The organism is Hymenobacter cellulosivorans (assembly GCF_022919135.1).
Classification (GTDB): Bacteria; Bacteroidota; Bacteroidia; order Cytophagales; family Hymenobacteraceae; genus Hymenobacter; species Hymenobacter cellulosivorans.
Genome location: NZ_CP095049.1, coordinates 5,047,528 through 5,062,688 on the forward strand (window position 1 = coordinate 5,047,528; position 15,161 = coordinate 5,062,688).

The following is a 15,161-nucleotide window of genomic DNA, read 5'->3' on the forward strand; positions in this document are numbered from 1 at the left end:
TTATTTCTCCCGATGTAACTCCAGCACCAGCCAGCTCCTGCAGATGCTCGATAAGCTGGAAAACATTGCTGGGGGGCTGAGCGGGATTCGGGAGGCCCTGAAGCGGGAGTAAATTTCACCTTAATCCTAATACCACCTTGCTTGAGCTATTCTGCGGCAGCATGTGTATCGTTCTGCTACTCGTTTTCCTATACGTCCAAAAGCAAGAGAAGCCTTCCCTTAAACCTCCGAATAGAATCTCGGTATTATGGCAGGGTATTTCGGTAGAGGGGACTATCGTAGGTGTGGAAACCGAAGGGCTGCGCTTCTTCGATGAGTTTCCGATCGTACGATTCAGAACGCCCCAAGGGCAGTGGCTTACCTTGACCTGTCTGGAAAGCACTAAAGGACCGGGCTTTAAGAAGGGCCAGAAAGTAGAGGTTCGGTTTTTACCGGATTTCCCTAAGCACTTTATCGTAGTCTCCGGCTTCGATTTCCTATTGCAATAACCTCGAATAGCCACCTACCCCAACAACCTCCGCAACTCCGGCACCGGCCAGCTCCTGCAGATGCTGGATAAGCTGGAAAACATTGCCGGTGGGCTGAGCGGGATTCGGGAGGCGCTGAAGCGGGAATAGCTTCTCAACCCGGCAGGTCATGTCGAGGCGCAGCCGAAGTATCTCGCATGCTGAGGTTGCAACAGTAGTTATAATCTGGCCCACCTTATCTGCTCCACACATGTGTGCATCCGCCTAGCAGTTGCCGGTGCATCTTGAATGAAGCATCCAGAAAAGCCCAAAGCAGCACATCTTTACATAATTATGATTTGTTGTTTTTTAGCATTTCATTGAATTCAATGTTACACTTCTCTACATAATCTTGAACAAATTTTTTTATCTCCTTTAATTGATAATAATTAAAATCACATTGATACACAGTCACGCTACTATCTTTAATACTCACGAACCTATATTCCATATATTGATAGTAGTATTTTTTTGACATATATAATCCATCTGAATAATTTTTTTCAAAATCGGGGTGACCCTCCTTGTATAGAAACTTGCAATAATAATAAAGCGCCTCTAGATAATAATATTTTATATGAAACAAAAACTTCATAGCTCTTATAAAATACTCATGTTTTTTACTAGAAACATTCTCATTAAAAGCAAACATCAGCTCTTTTAAGCCTCTAGTATACGGATTTGTAACAACCAACTTACTGATTTTATCCCGAGATATAGGCTCCAATTTAGCCAGGACATAAGTACACTGCATGATTTCAATATGATGTTCGCTATACAAGGATTTTAGATAAGATTTTAATTCACTTGTATTTAGTATTTTGTAGATATAATCACGTTCGTAAGAATAAAATCTTTTTACCAACTCATTAATATTTATATGTATACCCAAGTAAAATATATAATCATCAAAAACAATATCCGTATTGACATTATTATTCTTTACATATGAATTTAAAAATGCCATAGTATGTCCTTCCATCGCATGAATTAACGATATATTATCTTTATAATCACCCTCAAAGCTTTCTTCTTCAGCCATTACTCTATCCTCCATTAGCTCAGGAGGAAATATTTCACACAAATCAGAGTATGAATCAAAGCTTTTACAATAATACATCATAACGTTCACACATGTATCAATATACTCGCCCGAATATTTAATATCAGAAAAGAATCCTTTTAGATTCATGATCTTATCTTTAAACTGCAAAGCTTGATTCTCCTGCATAATGTAGTTAGTTTGCGAACGAACATACCTCAGCAAAGGAGCTTTATCTTCATACAGCGCCTCTATCTTATCAATGTAACCAAGACTCATTAAAGTATTATTTTTTATTTGATCGTGCATCTTGAGAGATGTACTAAGATCTCCATAAGCATACATAAACCTAATATTACTCATCATAAAACTATTAATCTTAAATGCATCGCCATAATATTTTATCTTAACATCTTCATCCCTTTTCAAAAATTGAAACTCGGAAAACTTTCTAATTATAGGTTGCAACTGAAGAATACCTTCATGATTTTCAACCAAACTTTTATTGCAAAGCGCCTTCAAATCTATATCAGATATTCTATTTAATGACTTCTCTTTACTAAACCACTTTTTAAACTGCGAAAAAGAAATACCATCTGGAAATAGATGCAATATCTCAAAAGCTAATTTTTCCTTATACAGCAACTTACTATATGAGTAATTTATAGACTGGTAAATGGATTTTGTTTTCTCTATATTCAAATCAGCATCGCTACTATAAATTTGTTCGTGTTCAGAACCTGTAGATTCGAAGAAAAAATTAGTAAGCTGATTTTTTAGGTATTCGATACTTTTTTGCCTTATAGTATTCTTAGTAACCAGCTTAATTGCCAAAGGGTTATTATTCAATAGGTTCTCTAAAATCTCAACTCGTAGTACTTGTCTATCCTTAGCATCTACAGCACCATAGTTCAGTTCAAACAACTTAACAGCATCATCTGTCACCATTGATGAAAGACTAAATACATCTTCAAAATCTATATCTAATATTTCTCGTGACGTCAGCACTATGTTCGAATAATCAATTACAAAATTCAACAATAAAAGCACTTGTTCATAATCGGTTGACGAATTAATACTTAAAACACTTTCGAAATTATCTAAAATAATTAATTTCTCAGCTTTGATTATATTTTCCCGCAAATACTCCTTGAAGTTGACAATATTATTCAAACCAAAACCTTTAATTAATGCTAATTCAAAGTCATTGTAATTATATATTTGCTCACAGGAAACGAACATTATCCCATCTTTGAAAACTCCCCTTTTATACAAATCATGCGCAACTGTTTTAATCAATGTCGTCTTACCAGTCCCACCTGCACCTTTTATATTAAGGAGCTTGTTTGATATTTTTATATTTAACAGCTTTCGCGAAATAGTAATGCGCTCTTCGCTACGGCCAACTAAATTATCAGACAATTTAAAACCATATGGAATACTATATTCGGCCTGATATATTGATAGGTATTTTGCTTTTCCCTTATTATATTTAAAACCAAAATCACCTTTAATTTTTATTTCAGCCTCTTTAAAATTCAGATCGGAATTTCTCAAGGCTTTGAAAATAAATTTATTTATTACATTACTTTTATAAGTAGATATACTTACACATGAGTCAATATAATCAAGATCAATAGATTCATTTGTTATAAAAATCTTAACCATTCCTTCATTAATAAAATAATTACTTAACTCTTCAGCTGACATCAATTGAGATGATATATTCTCATCTTCAACATACAATTTACCTTTAAAGATTTTTGTTATTATAATCAAAATATCATAATCATCTGCCAACTGCAAAGTTGATACATTCAAATAACCAATATAAATATCAACATTCAAATTTTCAAAACAAGATGCTATCTGCTTAAATTCTAAACACAAGTTAATATCTACAGGATCAGGATATAAAATACACAATTTCGGTTTAATAAATTCTTGTTTTTTATCAAAAACGTTCGTTGAAATTTCAGAAACATTACTAGTCTTTGCGCTATCAATACACAAATCAATAAACTCATCAATCTGACCATAATCATCTATTTTTATACTTCTAATATACCTTAAATTCTCAAATTTATCAGGTGTATTTGTTAATATATAATGACTAATATTTCCATCAAACAGCTCATCAATTTGACCAAACATTTTGTTTACATAAGGATCATTGAAACTAAAGCCAATGAACAAAATAGTATTGTTAATAAACAAATCCTTCATCTTAATAATAGCAGCATTTTCTTTTGAATACAAACGTTCATAATCACTTGAAAATATAATACACTCTGACGGGTCAACATCGCTACTTCCATGAATCTTGAATATGTAATTACTTTTATCTTTTAATTTACTAATACGGAATGCAGAATCATATACCACCTTATACATAGTAGTATCGGCAACCTCAAAAGCATTGTCATAATTGGTTGTAATGACTTTCCCTGTTAAGGATAAGATCTTTCTGTGAGTATCTAAATTAGAATCTTTTTTTAAAATATAATTATCTTCTATATAGCTATAAATATTATGTTTTTCAAAAATCATTTTATCTAATACTTCGATTGGCTGCATAAGATCATCCTGAACAACAGGAATAAAGCTCTTGAATTTTATATCATCCGATAAATTTATTATATCTACAACCATACCTTTCCAATCAGGGAGATTGAACCGCCTTGACATTCCAGAACCCACGAATACTATTAATGAATTATTTCTTATTGCATCTAGAATACCATTGGGAACAGACAAGGCCATGGAGCAAAGATTATTTCGTTGAAAATTTTTATCAAACTTAATGATTCTCAATAATATTTTTAAGTATAAAAATGACTTCATTCCACCATAAAGGTTTTGTATACACCCCTTAGCACCTTTAATTTGAATAGCACAGGCTTCCCAACAAACAAAAGGTATACTTTTCGTGGCCACGAGCTGTGCCGAGTGACATCTACGCTTAAGCGGATATGCCGTGAGCGTCCTGCGCTATTGGGGCGCACCTCGATGGGCACCAATTCGCAGCAGAGTTGCTTAAGCGTACCAGTCACTCGGCATAGCCGAGCGACTGCGGCAGTGTGGAATATTTTTATGTTTTGGAAATACATTCCACACCGTGCGAGGCAGTGTGTGTGGAATATTTTTACACATTACAAAAATATTCCACATCCTTCTATCTTCCGCTTATGCCCCGCCGGCCTGCTCCTTCCGATTCTATACTGAGCCGGGTGCGGGCTTGGTTTGGCCTCAACCTCGCCGATCTGGCTCTTTACCTGGGCGTGAGCACGAGCCTGACGCACGCCATTGAAACCAAACAGCGCGGCCTCACCCACCCCGTGCGGGTGGCCCTGCTGCCGCTGCGGCTTCAGCTGCCCCCGCCGGAGGTGCCGGCCTCTCCGGCCGCCGATGCCTCGCTGCCCCCGGCTACACCCGCGCCCGAGGCGGCCGACCTGGACTTGCGGCGGCGGGAGTGCCTGCGCCGGGCCCAGGGGCTGCTGGCTCAGGCCGACGTGCTGGCTCATCGGGCCCACGTAGCGGCCCGCTGGGCGGCGGCCTTGCCCGCCCTGCTTCCCCCCGACCCCGATGCCGAGCCCAGCCCTGTGCCAGTGTCCGCCGAGCCGCCGACCCCGGCCCAGCAGGCCCTGACGGCGGCCCTGGAACAAGCTACCGACCCCGACGACCCCACCTTTGCCCTCGACCATGCCCGGTGGCTGCGGGGCTGGCTGCACCGCCGCGCCCGGCCCCTTACCCCGCAAGAGGCCACCCGCCTGCACCGTCTCCGGGCCCAGGCCGCCGGCCTACTGGCCGAAGCCGAAGCCTTGGCAACTTATTTATAGCCTCACCCTTGTAAATCTGATAGTTACTTCTTTATATTCAAACATCTTATTATTTCACTTTTCACCCATTTTATCCTTCATTACCATGAATCCCGATTACAGTTTGCTCACCACCTGGGCTCAGTGCGACGCCGCCACCGCCGACGTGACCTTCGAGCTCAAAACCTTCACCCACGCCGACTCCGGCCTGGATTTGGCCGACGACCGGGCCGCCCGCAGCCAGGCCAGCGCCGCGGCAGCCCTGGCCAAGAAAGACAAGGAAATAGCGGCCGCCGAGCGGGATGCCGCCGCCCCCGGCCTCACCCCCGAGGAGCAGGAAGACGCCGACGACGCCCTGGATCTGCTGCGCCTCCAGCGCAAAAAGATTGTCAAGAACAACCGCGCCAACGTCGGCACCGAACGATTTTTGGGCAGCGTGGATGCGGGGCAGGTCCAGACGCAGGTTGATTATTTGAACACGGTGCTGGCTGGTATTGCCGCCCACCGGGACACGCTCAGCGCCTAAGCGGTTTCGGCCCCGGTACGGAGCCGGCAGCATAGCTTCCCAAGCGACCCTGGTCTATAAGGCCAGAGTCGCTTTTTTTGTGGCTGCCCTCCGGCTGCCGTCTGCCGTTGCCCATGAGGAGCACCTGTTACTGGAAATGGTCTTGGCACCAACCCGCGCCGGCCTTTCCTTGCTGCCCAGCCAACCATACTTATGGGTATTGTCTTTCTTCTGGGTGGGCTCTTTTCCGAAGAAGGCTAAGTGCTTTCTTGCTTCTCCCACCCCGATCAGCAAAAAACATTGCTGGAAGTCTACATTCAGCCGTAACGAAGCGCACTTACCCATTACTTTTGTGGGACCTTCGCTCAAGAACCAGCTTTACACCGTAGCCCCGGCACGCAGAAGAACGCACGCCAATAGCGGCATAGGCGTTTACGGAGCGACTCATGCGCTTTACAACGAGAACGTAGTAGGCTCAGAAGACGATGAGCAGAAGGACCTGTTTTTCCTCACTCCGGGGTAGCACCCACGGCAGCCTAAACACCTGCTGGGGCGAGGAAAACCAGCCCACGCTCGGCGACGAATTTGATTTGTTTAACCCTTCCCCAACTTCACTTTACCCAAGTAAATGAAAAAAGTACTACTCGCGGCCTGCATCCTGGCTAGCACTGCGGCTTCGGCCCAGGTTACGCTCGAAAATACCTATGTGCTGAATTCCCCACTCAATTCGTTTGAGTCCCTGAACCCAATCAAACTTTCCACGGGGGAGACGAAATACGTCAAGTACAACAAGTCAACGCGCTTGATTACGGTCTACAATGCCAATCATAGCCAGTTTAAGCAGTTTACGCCCCCCGTACCGCCCGCCGGGTATACCAGTACCTATATCGATTATGTGAGTGATAAGCTCTTCAATCAGGATGGGGCACTCGAATATGTGGCCTCTTATACAATAGAGGACAATACCTCCGGCACGACGGTAAATTCCGAGTATGTCTACTCCGAGACGGGAGCCTTACTAGCCCGAAGTGATTCGTCGTATGTCACCGACATCATCAATACTTCAACGGGCACCAAAATGCTCGTGGAGAAGCAGTCTACCAGCACGTCGAGCGGCAGACGCACCAAAGTTTTGGTATTTGCCTTACCAGGTACGTATACCACACTGAAGGCTCAGAAAGGCCAGAACGATGCGCTGGCCATGCCGTACCCGAACCCTGCTACCGAAAGCATGCGCTTGCCTTATTCGGTAAAGGCGGGCACTACTGCGACGCTCCGCATCACGGATGCCGCTGGCCGCCAGGTCAACACGTACCAAGTCGATTCGACCTTCGACCACTTGGCCCTGGACGTCCGCAAGCTGCACTCCGGGGTCTACTTCTATCAGGTAATTGGAGCCGATGGCGCTGCTTCGTCGGCCCGGCGGTTTGTCGTAAGCCACTAAAGGCACCGCATCCTGCTGTACTTAATCTACAGAACAGCCACTACCCGCCCGGGTGGTGGCTGTTCTCTTTTATTCGCGCCGCCAGCACTCGGGTTTGCAGCAGCTGTTTTTAACATTCTTAGGCTTGCCGAATCCGTCTGAAAGGCTGGTGTAGCGGAATTACCGCTGCTGCCCCAGCCAGGCGCCGCCTTTTTTGGCAATGGCCTTGGCACCAATTCGCCCCGGCCCTACCTTGCCCTCCCGCCAACCCCCTTTTCCTCATGGGCAAGCAATACCCGGCCATCAGCGCCGACACCCAGGCCTTTATCGAGCGGCAGCACGTGTTCTTCGTGGGCACGGCCGCCGCAGATGGGCGCGTCAATATCTCGCCCAAGGGCCAGGATACCTTGCGCGTGCTGGGCCCCAACCGCGTGGCCTGGCTCAACCTGACCGGCAGTGGCAACGAAACCGCCGCCCACTTGCGGGAAGTAAACCGCATTACGCTGATGTGGTGTGCCTTTGAGGGCCCGCCCAACATTCTGCGCCTCTACGGCACCGCCGCCGTCTACCACCCCCGCGACCCGGAATGGGCCGAGTTGCTGCCGCTGTTTCCGTCTTTGCCCGGGGCCCGGCAGATTCTGGTGGTCGACGTGGACCTGGTGCAGACTTCCTGCGGCATGGCCGTGCCGTTCTTCGATTATATGGCCGAGCGCGACGAGCTAAACGACTACATGGACAAGCGCGGCCCCGAGCAGGTCGAGCAATACTGGCACAACCGCAACACCCGCAGCATCGACGGCAAGCCCACCGGTATCTGAGGTGGGCCCCAAGGCTGCGCGGGCTACCGTGCCTCCCCGCTTCCGTGGGAAACCTGGCCCATGAGGTAGGCGGGAGCAGGCAGCGTATTACCAGTATATTGCTGGCAGATTACCTGTTCCTATTTCCTATTGCATGACCACGTTAGCCCGCCTCTTTTCCGACTCTACCCCTCCCACTGGCTTACAGCCGCTCCTGGTTACCGAGCTGTTTCTGCCGACCGGCCAGCTCATTGCCTGCGACCCGGTGGCTTACTCCAACCCGCAACCGTTCCGCCAGGCCTGCCCGGCCGGCCGCTACCCGGTTTATATCCACCTGCTGCCCCAGGACTCGTGCATTGCCTATGCCGAAGTGCGCCTGCGCGAAGCCCCGGTAGCCCGCTGGGAGCTGGCCGTTACAGCCCAACAGGACCCGGCCTCGTTGGGGCCCGATGAGATATTCGGCTACCCCGTCTCGGCGGGCCTGGGCTGCTTCATGGACTATGCCACCCTGGCCCTGGTCGAACAGCACGATGCCGACCTGCAAGCCGAACTCGGCGACGACTACGTCAGCTATTACGATGACTACGTCGACTACTTGCTCTACCCGGCGGCCGGCGACCAGCAGTATTGTACCCTGCAGCCCTACCCCGATCAGGAGAACAACGTGGCCGTGTTTCAGTCGGGCTACGGCGACGGATTCTACGCTACCTACGTCGGGTTCGATGCCCACGACCAGCCCGTAAAGTACGTCACCCAGTTTATCGACGCCGGCGTTAGCTAAGCCCCGGGGCCCCAGCCGGCCGCGGGGTGGGGGCTCCGGCTAAAACTCCCCGCACTTTCACCGCTTTGTTCGGCCCCTGGCACCGGTCTTATCCTTATCTGATGACGCGTATGATGAGTTACCTTTGCATACCGCTGAAGACTCATATTCAGGTTACTTATTCCAAGGCCACTATGCGTTGCTTGTTCTATTCGATACGGAACCAACGGTAAACTTATACCGTGCCACCTGGAGAAATCCGGGCAGCGTATTCGTTCTAGCGGAGTGTAGGCTTAGCCGCCCGCATACTTGGTCACGAGCTACGCTGCACTAATCTCGCGCCAGTAAGATAAAATAATACATTGCAGGTATTATTGATACTTATTTGCTCGCTTTCTTATCATTTAACAATGCTTCCAACTTATCCTTGGTTTCCGGAATAGCTTGTAGAGTTAATGCTTTTTTGAAACTCTCAATGGCTTTGGTTTTAGCCCCTGTTTCAAGATAAAAGTCACCTAAAGAATCATAGCAATTGGCGCTATTTGGATTATTGGCTACGTTAAGCTTAAATAAAGGCTCGGATTTTTTATACTGTTTGGTTCTCATCATTTGATAACCAAGGTTGTTAACCTGGCTTTCACTTGGCTTGATAATATACCCCATTTGTTCCGATACTCTTTTGTAATGGGCCACCAATAATGATTCCAGATTAAAATTAGGATCCTTCAATTCACTGTCATAAATTTTTAACTTATAAAAATCGTATACAAAACGAAGGGCATCATATTCTCCAATCAGCCTTACGGAAGAATGGTCATCGTTTTCGTAGAATTTGTATTTAAAGCGCAATCCGTTTTCTCTGTTTTTAGCAAGCTCTTTAATGAACGTGATATTGCTACGAATAAGAGACGTAGTACTACTTGTATCTTTTTGAACACTTAGCGTATCAACTCCTCTTTCCAAACGATTGGCCATCGCCAGGAATAGTTTTTTCCCCTTGTAGGTATGAGCAGGCAAAAGTGTCTTGGCTTCTTTTACCACCTTCTGGTCGCTCCACCACAACGCCCCGTCAAGAGAAACATACGAGTTAAATAAGTTTGGATTGTGAAGCAGCGTGTTCACAACCGTCAGGCCTCCGACCGAGTGACCAATAAGTGTCCTATATGGTGTAGTGGGGTAAGCTGCATCGACGTAAGGGATTAATTCCTTTTCGACAAAAGACATGAACTTCTCACCCTTGCCAACAAAATTAGGAAACTCCTTTTCAGTGCCAGTTGTGAGCTCACTCAGCCTATCAGCCTGTACAATTCCAACTACAATCGTGGGAGGGCAAAGGCTTGACTCCTCCATATGCTCTATGATACTTACGACGGAGTTGAAATTATCACTTCCATCCAGTAAATAAACCACTGGATAACGCCCCCGGTCTTTGATTTTACTTCCTCCATTGCTTGTAGGAATATGAATCAACACCGTGCGTTTTTGTCCTAAGATCTTCGAGGAAATAGTCTCCTCAAACCCAACAGTTAAGGGGTTACCTCCTTGCGCATTCGCACAGAAATAAGTTAATATAAATGCGCAAAAACAAAGGAAAAACTTCACAGGATTATACAATCTAAAACTGTAAACAAACCAATTAACAGCGGCGAAGGTAGGAATAAAAGCCAGAGGAGCATTACTCCCCACAGTCGCCCGGCTGGGCCGAGTGCCACCTACGCCGGGGCGGCTATGCCGCGAGCGTCTGGCACCATTCGCGCACCTCAACGGGCAAGCGGCGCGGACGGATTCGCCCTCATTACCATGAATCCTGATTACGGTTGGCTTACCACCTGGGCCGAGTGCGACGAGGCTACCGCCTAGGTCACTTTCCACGTAGGCTACTGCTTGTGTCCCATCCCGGTCCTGCCGTATATCGTTCCCATTCCGCATGAAGCTTGCCTTGGCCCTGCTGCCTTACCTGAAAGCCCTGCTGGCCCTGCTACCCGGCACCTGGGTGTTGATTGGCAGCCTGCGCTTGCGGCGACAAAACCAGTATTTCCTGGTCCACGGCCGCCAAATCACTGGCCGCGTCACCAGCATCAACGCCAGCCAGGGCCAGCGCGGCACTGCTTACCGAGCCCAGATCAGCTACCACCCGCCCGAAGCGGCCACCCCCCAAACCACCACCCTGTTCGTTGACGCCGACTGCTTCGAGGGAGCCTATATGCGCCTCTATTATGACCCCCAACGGCCTACCCAGGTATCCCTGGCCGAAGACGTAGCCCCGCACAAAGAGCTCATTCCCCTCCTGGTTGGCGGTTTTCTCTTTGTCGGCGGCTTGCTCTATGCCCTCTCCCTGTTTACCACCTGAGCCCCCTACTGGGCACCCCGTACCCTTCTTGGTCCACCGGGTCTTTTAGGAGCAGATATGCCCCCGGCCGGGCGGTCCTAGGCCTGGTCGTGCTCCCGCAGATACGCCAGTACGTGCCCGAGCGTCATGTGGCCCCGGGCAATGCGCGTCAGCAGGCTTCGCTCGTAAGGAAGCAGCACCCGTTGGGTGTCCTGGGTCAGGAGTAGGGCTTCTATGGTGAGTTGGTGAAACCCTTGTTCGGTACTCAGCAACGAGGGCTGCTGGCTTAGCCACAATAGAAGTAAGAATTGCATAGACAAAAGTCAGCTTCCCAAAGGCCACCCGCAAGCTCAACAACTTGAGCATTAGGACCAACCCAGACTTTACCTAGTTAAACTCCTATTTAGAGCCGATAAAAAAACCGCTAGCCTGAGCCATAACGTATGGAATAGTCCTACCAGCCCCTGCGCTTATGAAGACCTCGCTCCAGCACTTGCAAGCAGCCCACCGGGACCAGAACATGCCCTTGGCCGCCCACCTTCTCTGTTCGCTCGTCCAGGAGCAGCACCCGACCACCCTGCTGACTATTCCGCAACAACGGCAATTTGCCCGGTGCTGCCAGCATCTGGTCTACGACACCCCCTGCACCCCGGGGGGCATGCGCCTGCTCTTGTCGGCGGAGGTTTGCTTCAACTATGCGTATGGCAGCCCCGGGCAGATGGGGGCCCGGGGCTGCTGCCGACACCCGCGCCAGGATGTCATGAAAGAGGCCTGTGCCTAGAGCTTTAGGGTAAAACCCGCTCGTGGCACAACCTAAGATGCCTATGCAGAGCCCCGGCTTTTGCGTTTGTTCGGGGCTGTGGCTCTGGTCGATTTTTTTGCCCTGCCCCCGGCCAGCCCCAGCCCCTGACCCAAGCCTGGGGCGTATATCTGGGTTGCTGCCAGCCTGCTGCGGGCGCGGTGCTGCTTTTCTACCCCACCCCCGATGCAGGCTTCTACGCCGAGCTGCACTACCCGCCCGCCTCCCTCGACAACGTGCGGCCCCAGGACTTCACCACCACCCTGCCTCTGCGCACCGAACTTGCCCTGTGGCAACCCACGACACTTGAATAAGTACCATCGCCTGCTGCGCTGGATGGGGTGCATGCTGGATTGGTTTTTCTGTAAGGCGCAAGCAGTACATAAAGTAGATTACTGCTGTGCGGCAATGCATACCTTTAGCAGCATCTGCTGCCAAGGCTTTCGTGCTTTGCAGCTCATATTTTCTTCTCTATGCCCAAACCTTTACCCGCCGTTCTGGCTGGAGCATTGCTTCTGGCCGCTTCTTTCTTCCCCCCACAAGCAATTGCCCAAATGCTGCCTAAGCAATGGGATAAATCTTTTGGTGGCACTGGTCACGAAGAGCTGCACGTAGTCCAGCAAACGTCTGATGGGGGGTATATCCTAGGAGGCGAATCCAGCTCCGGCCCCAGCGGCGACAAAACCCAGCCCGGTAAGGGTAACCAAGATTACTGGGTAGTTAAGGTTGATGCCAGCGGCAACAAGCAATGGGACCACTCCTATGGCGGAGCGCAGGAAGATCATCTTCGGGCCCTGCAACCAACTGCTGATGGCGGTTACCTGCTTGGTGGTTACTCCGACTCCGACCCCAACAGCGACAAAACCCAGCCCAGCCAAGGACAGACAGATTACTGGATTATAAAAATTGATGCCGCGGGCAACCGCCAGTGGGATAAAACCTTCGGTGGCAATGGCCGGGACTACCTTCGCTCTCTTCACCCCACCAGTGATGGCGGCTTTATCCTCGGCGGGGAGTCCCATTCCGAGGCCAGCGGCGACAAAACGCAGCCAACTCACGGCCCAAGCTTTACCGCTGACTACTGGCTGGTCAAGATTGATGCCCAGGGCACAAAGCAATGGGACCGCGCCTATGGGGGAGACGATGATGACCAGCTCACATGCCTGCAACCAACCCGTGACGGGGGCTATATTCTGGGCGGCGTTACCTATTCTCAGCCTAGTGGCGACAAAACCCAAGCGCACCGTGGGCTGGCCGATTATTGGGTCATCAAGGTAGATGCCGGCGGTACCAAGCAGTGGGATCAAACCTTTGGCACTAGCTCGTGGGACTTTCTATTCGCGGTGCAACAAACCAGTGATGGGGGCTACATCCTGGGAGGGCTGGCACAAACAAGCCTGAGCAGCGACAAAACGCAATTTGGACAAGGCGCATCCGATTACTGGATCATCAAGCTAGGGGCTACCGGCACGAAACAGTGGGACCACAGTTTTGGTGGCACCGGCGAGGATTACCTCTCGGCACTGCACCAGACCACCGATGGCGGCTACATGCTAGCCGGGTACTCGGCTTCGGGCAGTACCGGCGACAAAACCCAGCCGACGCAAGGAAACCTCGATTATTGGCTGGTGAAAACCGATGTTCTTGGCAACAAAGTATGGGACCTCTCTTTGGGAGGGAATGAGAATGATCAGCTAACAACGTTGCTTCCAGCCACTGACGGCTACCTGGTAGCTGGCTATTCCTACTCGGGTAATACCGGCAATAAAACGCAGGCCTCTTGGGGAGACTCCGATTACTGGATTGTGAAGCTGCAGGGTGGCACCACAACCAGCGTCCGCCCGGCTCTATCCCAGCAGCTTATGGTCTATCCCAACCCCGCTCGTACCCACCTGACCTTGCACCTAGCTGAAACGGCCCCGCGCACGGAGCTCCGGTTGTCGCTGCTCGACGCCACTGGCCGCGAAGTATACGCGCAGCTACTGCAGGCTACGAGCCCAGACCTGCCGATTGAAATAGGTCCACATCCTGCGGGGCTGTACTTGCTTCGGGTAGTAGGGGCCCAGGGTTATGTAACCACGCAGCAGGTAGTGCTTGAGTAAACAGAGAATAGGCCAATGGGAATAGCCTCGTGCCCTGCCGGCCGGGACTTTTTCATGCTCACACCGGTTGCCGCACGCCGGTCCTCCATATCTGGCGCGGCCCGAAAGCCCCTCGACAAGACCTGGATTCAGCCAGAAAAGTAAATGCCCCAGGATTACCACGGCGGACGTGGCTTCCTGGAGCATGCACAGCTTCGACAAGACCAATTGGAGCGGCTTATTACTCCCAGATGCCGTTGGCCTCGGTCAGGATAATCGGCTGCCCATCGGTGATGACGATGGTATGCTCGTGCTGGGCCACGAAGGAGCCGTCGCGGGTGGCCAGCGTCCAGCCGTCGCCGAGCTGGTGGGCAATGGAGGCGCGGGTCGAAATAAAGGTTTCCACGGCCACCACCGAGTTCTTCTTGAAGCGCTTCAGGTTGTGGCGGTCGTAGTAGCAGGGAATTTCCTTAGGCTCCTCGTGCAGGCTGCGCCCGATGCCGTGGCCCACCAGGTTTTTGATAACCCGGTAGCCGGCCTTGCGCGCCTCCTGCTCAATCAGCCCGCCGATGTCGGCAATGCGCACCCCGCCCCGAATCCGGCTTAGGGCCGTGCGCAGAATCTGCCGGGAAGCGTCTACCAGGGGCTGGTGGTTGTGCACATCCTGGCCCAGCACGAAGGAGCCGCCGTTGTCGGCCCAGAAGCCGTCCAGCTCCGCCGATACGTCCACATTTACCAGGTCGCCTTCCTGCAGCACCTTGCCCGCCGACGGGATGCCATGGGCCACCTCGTTGTTGACGCTGATGCAGGTCCAGCCCGGAAAGCCGTAAGTTAGCCGCGGCGCCGACTTGGCCCCCAGCGCCGCCAGGATGCTGCCCCCGTATTCGTCTAGCTCCTTGGTCGTCATGCCCGGCCGGGCATAGTGGCGCATCTGTTTCAGGGTAGTACCCACGGCCGCGCTGATGCGCTGCAAACCGGCTAATTCTTCTTGCGAGGTGATGGACATAGAACGGAGGATCTGGCTCCCTGATGAGGTACGGGGTTGCGGATAAACAAGCCGGAGGCGGCGCCGGTTTACAAAAGTCTGCTCAAGACCCGAAA

General features: G+C 50.0%; 14 protein-coding genes. 10 read left to right on the forward strand and 4 right to left on the reverse strand.

Going from position 1 to position 15,161, the window contains the following annotated elements; all coding sequences use genetic code 11:
* Positions 1–798: 798 nt before the first annotated feature.
* Entirely contained in the window at positions 799–4,485 is a 3,687-nt protein-coding gene (locus MUN80_RS21340; RefSeq protein WP_244716123.1) for an SIR2 family protein, read from the reverse strand.
* A gap of 251 nt (positions 4,486–4,736) precedes the next feature.
* Here MUN80_RS21340 and MUN80_RS21345 point away from each other — a divergent pair, with 251 nt between their 5' ends.
* The 6 genes from MUN80_RS21345 (at position 4,737) to MUN80_RS21370 (ending at position 8,872) form a co-directional block, all read left to right on the forward strand.
* A complete protein-coding gene (locus MUN80_RS21345; RefSeq protein ID WP_244716125.1) occupies positions 4,737–5,387 on the forward strand; it encodes a hypothetical protein in 651 nt (216 codons plus the stop codon).
* A gap of 85 nt (positions 5,388–5,472) precedes the next feature.
* Complete coding sequence (locus tag MUN80_RS21350; RefSeq protein WP_244716127.1) at positions 5,473–5,892, forward strand: hypothetical protein; 420 nt, start codon at positions 5,473–5,475, stop codon at positions 5,890–5,892.
* 79 nt (positions 5,893–5,971) lie between these two features.
* A complete protein-coding gene (locus MUN80_RS21355; protein WP_244716129.1) occupies positions 5,972–6,394 on the forward strand; it encodes a hypothetical protein in 423 nt (140 codons plus the stop codon).
* Between the two features lie 105 nt (positions 6,395–6,499).
* The gene (locus MUN80_RS21360) at positions 6,500–7,315 is read left to right on the forward strand and encodes a T9SS type A sorting domain-containing protein (protein ID WP_244716131.1); all 816 of its coding nucleotides are present in this window, start codon (positions 6,500–6,502) and stop codon (positions 7,313–7,315) included.
* A gap of 260 nt (positions 7,316–7,575) precedes the next feature.
* Positions 7,576–8,112, forward strand: coding sequence for a pyridoxamine 5'-phosphate oxidase family protein (locus MUN80_RS21365; RefSeq protein WP_244716133.1), 537 nt, complete (start codon positions 7,576–7,578; stop codon positions 8,110–8,112).
* A gap of 133 nt (positions 8,113–8,245) precedes the next feature.
* On the forward strand, positions 8,246–8,872 hold the full coding sequence (locus MUN80_RS21370; RefSeq protein WP_244716135.1) for a DUF4241 domain-containing protein: 627 nt from the start codon (positions 8,246–8,248) through the stop codon (positions 8,870–8,872).
* 360 nt (positions 8,873–9,232) lie between these two features.
* On the opposite strand, the gene MUN80_RS21375 is transcribed toward MUN80_RS21370, so the two are convergent.
* Positions 9,233–10,453 (reverse strand): alpha/beta hydrolase-fold protein, encoded by a 1,221-nt coding sequence (locus MUN80_RS21375; RefSeq protein ID WP_244716137.1) that lies wholly within the window; start codon positions 10,451–10,453, stop codon positions 9,233–9,235.
* A 325-nt stretch (positions 10,454–10,778) separates the two neighbouring features.
* On the opposite strand from MUN80_RS21375, the gene MUN80_RS21380 reads away from it, so the two are divergent.
* Positions 10,779–11,201, forward strand: coding sequence for a DUF3592 domain-containing protein (locus MUN80_RS21380; RefSeq protein WP_244716139.1), 423 nt, complete (start codon positions 10,779–10,781; stop codon positions 11,199–11,201).
* 77 nt (positions 11,202–11,278) lie between these two features.
* Here MUN80_RS21380 and MUN80_RS21385 read toward each other — a convergent pair whose 3' ends face one another.
* The gene (locus tag MUN80_RS21385; RefSeq protein WP_244716141.1) at positions 11,279–11,494 is read right to left on the reverse strand and encodes a hypothetical protein; all 216 of its coding nucleotides are present in this window, start codon (positions 11,492–11,494) and stop codon (positions 11,279–11,281) included.
* 158 nt (positions 11,495–11,652) lie between these two features.
* On the opposite strand from MUN80_RS21385, the gene MUN80_RS21390 reads away from it, so the two are divergent.
* From MUN80_RS21390 to MUN80_RS21400, 3 genes are all read left to right on the forward strand, one after another.
* Positions 11,653–11,961: a hypothetical protein gene (locus MUN80_RS21390; protein WP_244716143.1), complete on the forward strand. Its 309-nt coding sequence runs from the start codon at positions 11,653–11,655 to the stop codon at positions 11,959–11,961.
* Positions 11,962–12,140: 179 nt separating this feature from the next.
* Positions 12,141–12,293 (forward strand): hypothetical protein, encoded by a 153-nt coding sequence (locus MUN80_RS21395; RefSeq protein ID WP_244716145.1) that lies wholly within the window; start codon positions 12,141–12,143, stop codon positions 12,291–12,293.
* Positions 12,294–12,533: 240 nt separating this feature from the next.
* On the forward strand, positions 12,534–14,081 hold the full coding sequence (locus tag MUN80_RS21400) for a T9SS type A sorting domain-containing protein (RefSeq protein ID WP_244716147.1): 1,548 nt from the start codon (positions 12,534–12,536) through the stop codon (positions 14,079–14,081).
* A gap of 220 nt (positions 14,082–14,301) precedes the next feature.
* Here the strand turns inward: MUN80_RS21400 and map are convergent, their stop codons facing one another.
* Complete coding sequence (gene map, locus MUN80_RS21405; protein ID WP_244716149.1) at positions 14,302–15,066, reverse strand: type I methionyl aminopeptidase; 765 nt, start codon at positions 15,064–15,066, stop codon at positions 14,302–14,304.
* Positions 15,067–15,161 lie beyond the last annotated feature (95 nt).

Coding starts and splice junctions, on each gene's coding strand:
- MUN80_RS21350 (WP_244716127.1), top strand. CDS start 5,473: ATGAATCCCGATTACAGTTTGCTCACCACCTGGGCTCAGTGCGACGCC.
- MUN80_RS21370 (WP_244716135.1), top strand. CDS start 8,246: ATGACCACGTTAGCCCGCCTCTTTTCCGACTCTACCCCTCCCACTGGC.
- MUN80_RS21400 (WP_244716147.1), top strand. CDS start 12,534: ATGCTGCCTAAGCAATGGGATAAATCTTTTGGTGGCACTGGTCACGAA.
- MUN80_RS21360 (WP_244716131.1), top strand. CDS start 6,500: ATGAAAAAAGTACTACTCGCGGCCTGCATCCTGGCTAGCACTGCGGCT.
- map (WP_244716149.1), bottom strand. CDS start 15,066: ATGTCCATCACCTCGCAAGAAGAATTAGCCGGTTTGCAGCGCATCAGC.
- MUN80_RS21365 (WP_244716133.1), top strand. CDS start 7,576: ATGGGCAAGCAATACCCGGCCATCAGCGCCGACACCCAGGCCTTTATC.
- MUN80_RS21380 (WP_244716139.1), top strand. CDS start 10,779: ATGAAGCTTGCCTTGGCCCTGCTGCCTTACCTGAAAGCCCTGCTGGCC.
- MUN80_RS21390 (WP_244716143.1), top strand. CDS start 11,653: ATGAAGACCTCGCTCCAGCACTTGCAAGCAGCCCACCGGGACCAGAAC.
- MUN80_RS21345 (WP_244716125.1), top strand. CDS start 4,737: ATGCCCCGCCGGCCTGCTCCTTCCGATTCTATACTGAGCCGGGTGCGG.
- MUN80_RS21385 (WP_244716141.1), bottom strand. CDS start 11,494: ATGCAATTCTTACTTCTATTGTGGCTAAGCCAGCAGCCCTCGTTGCTG.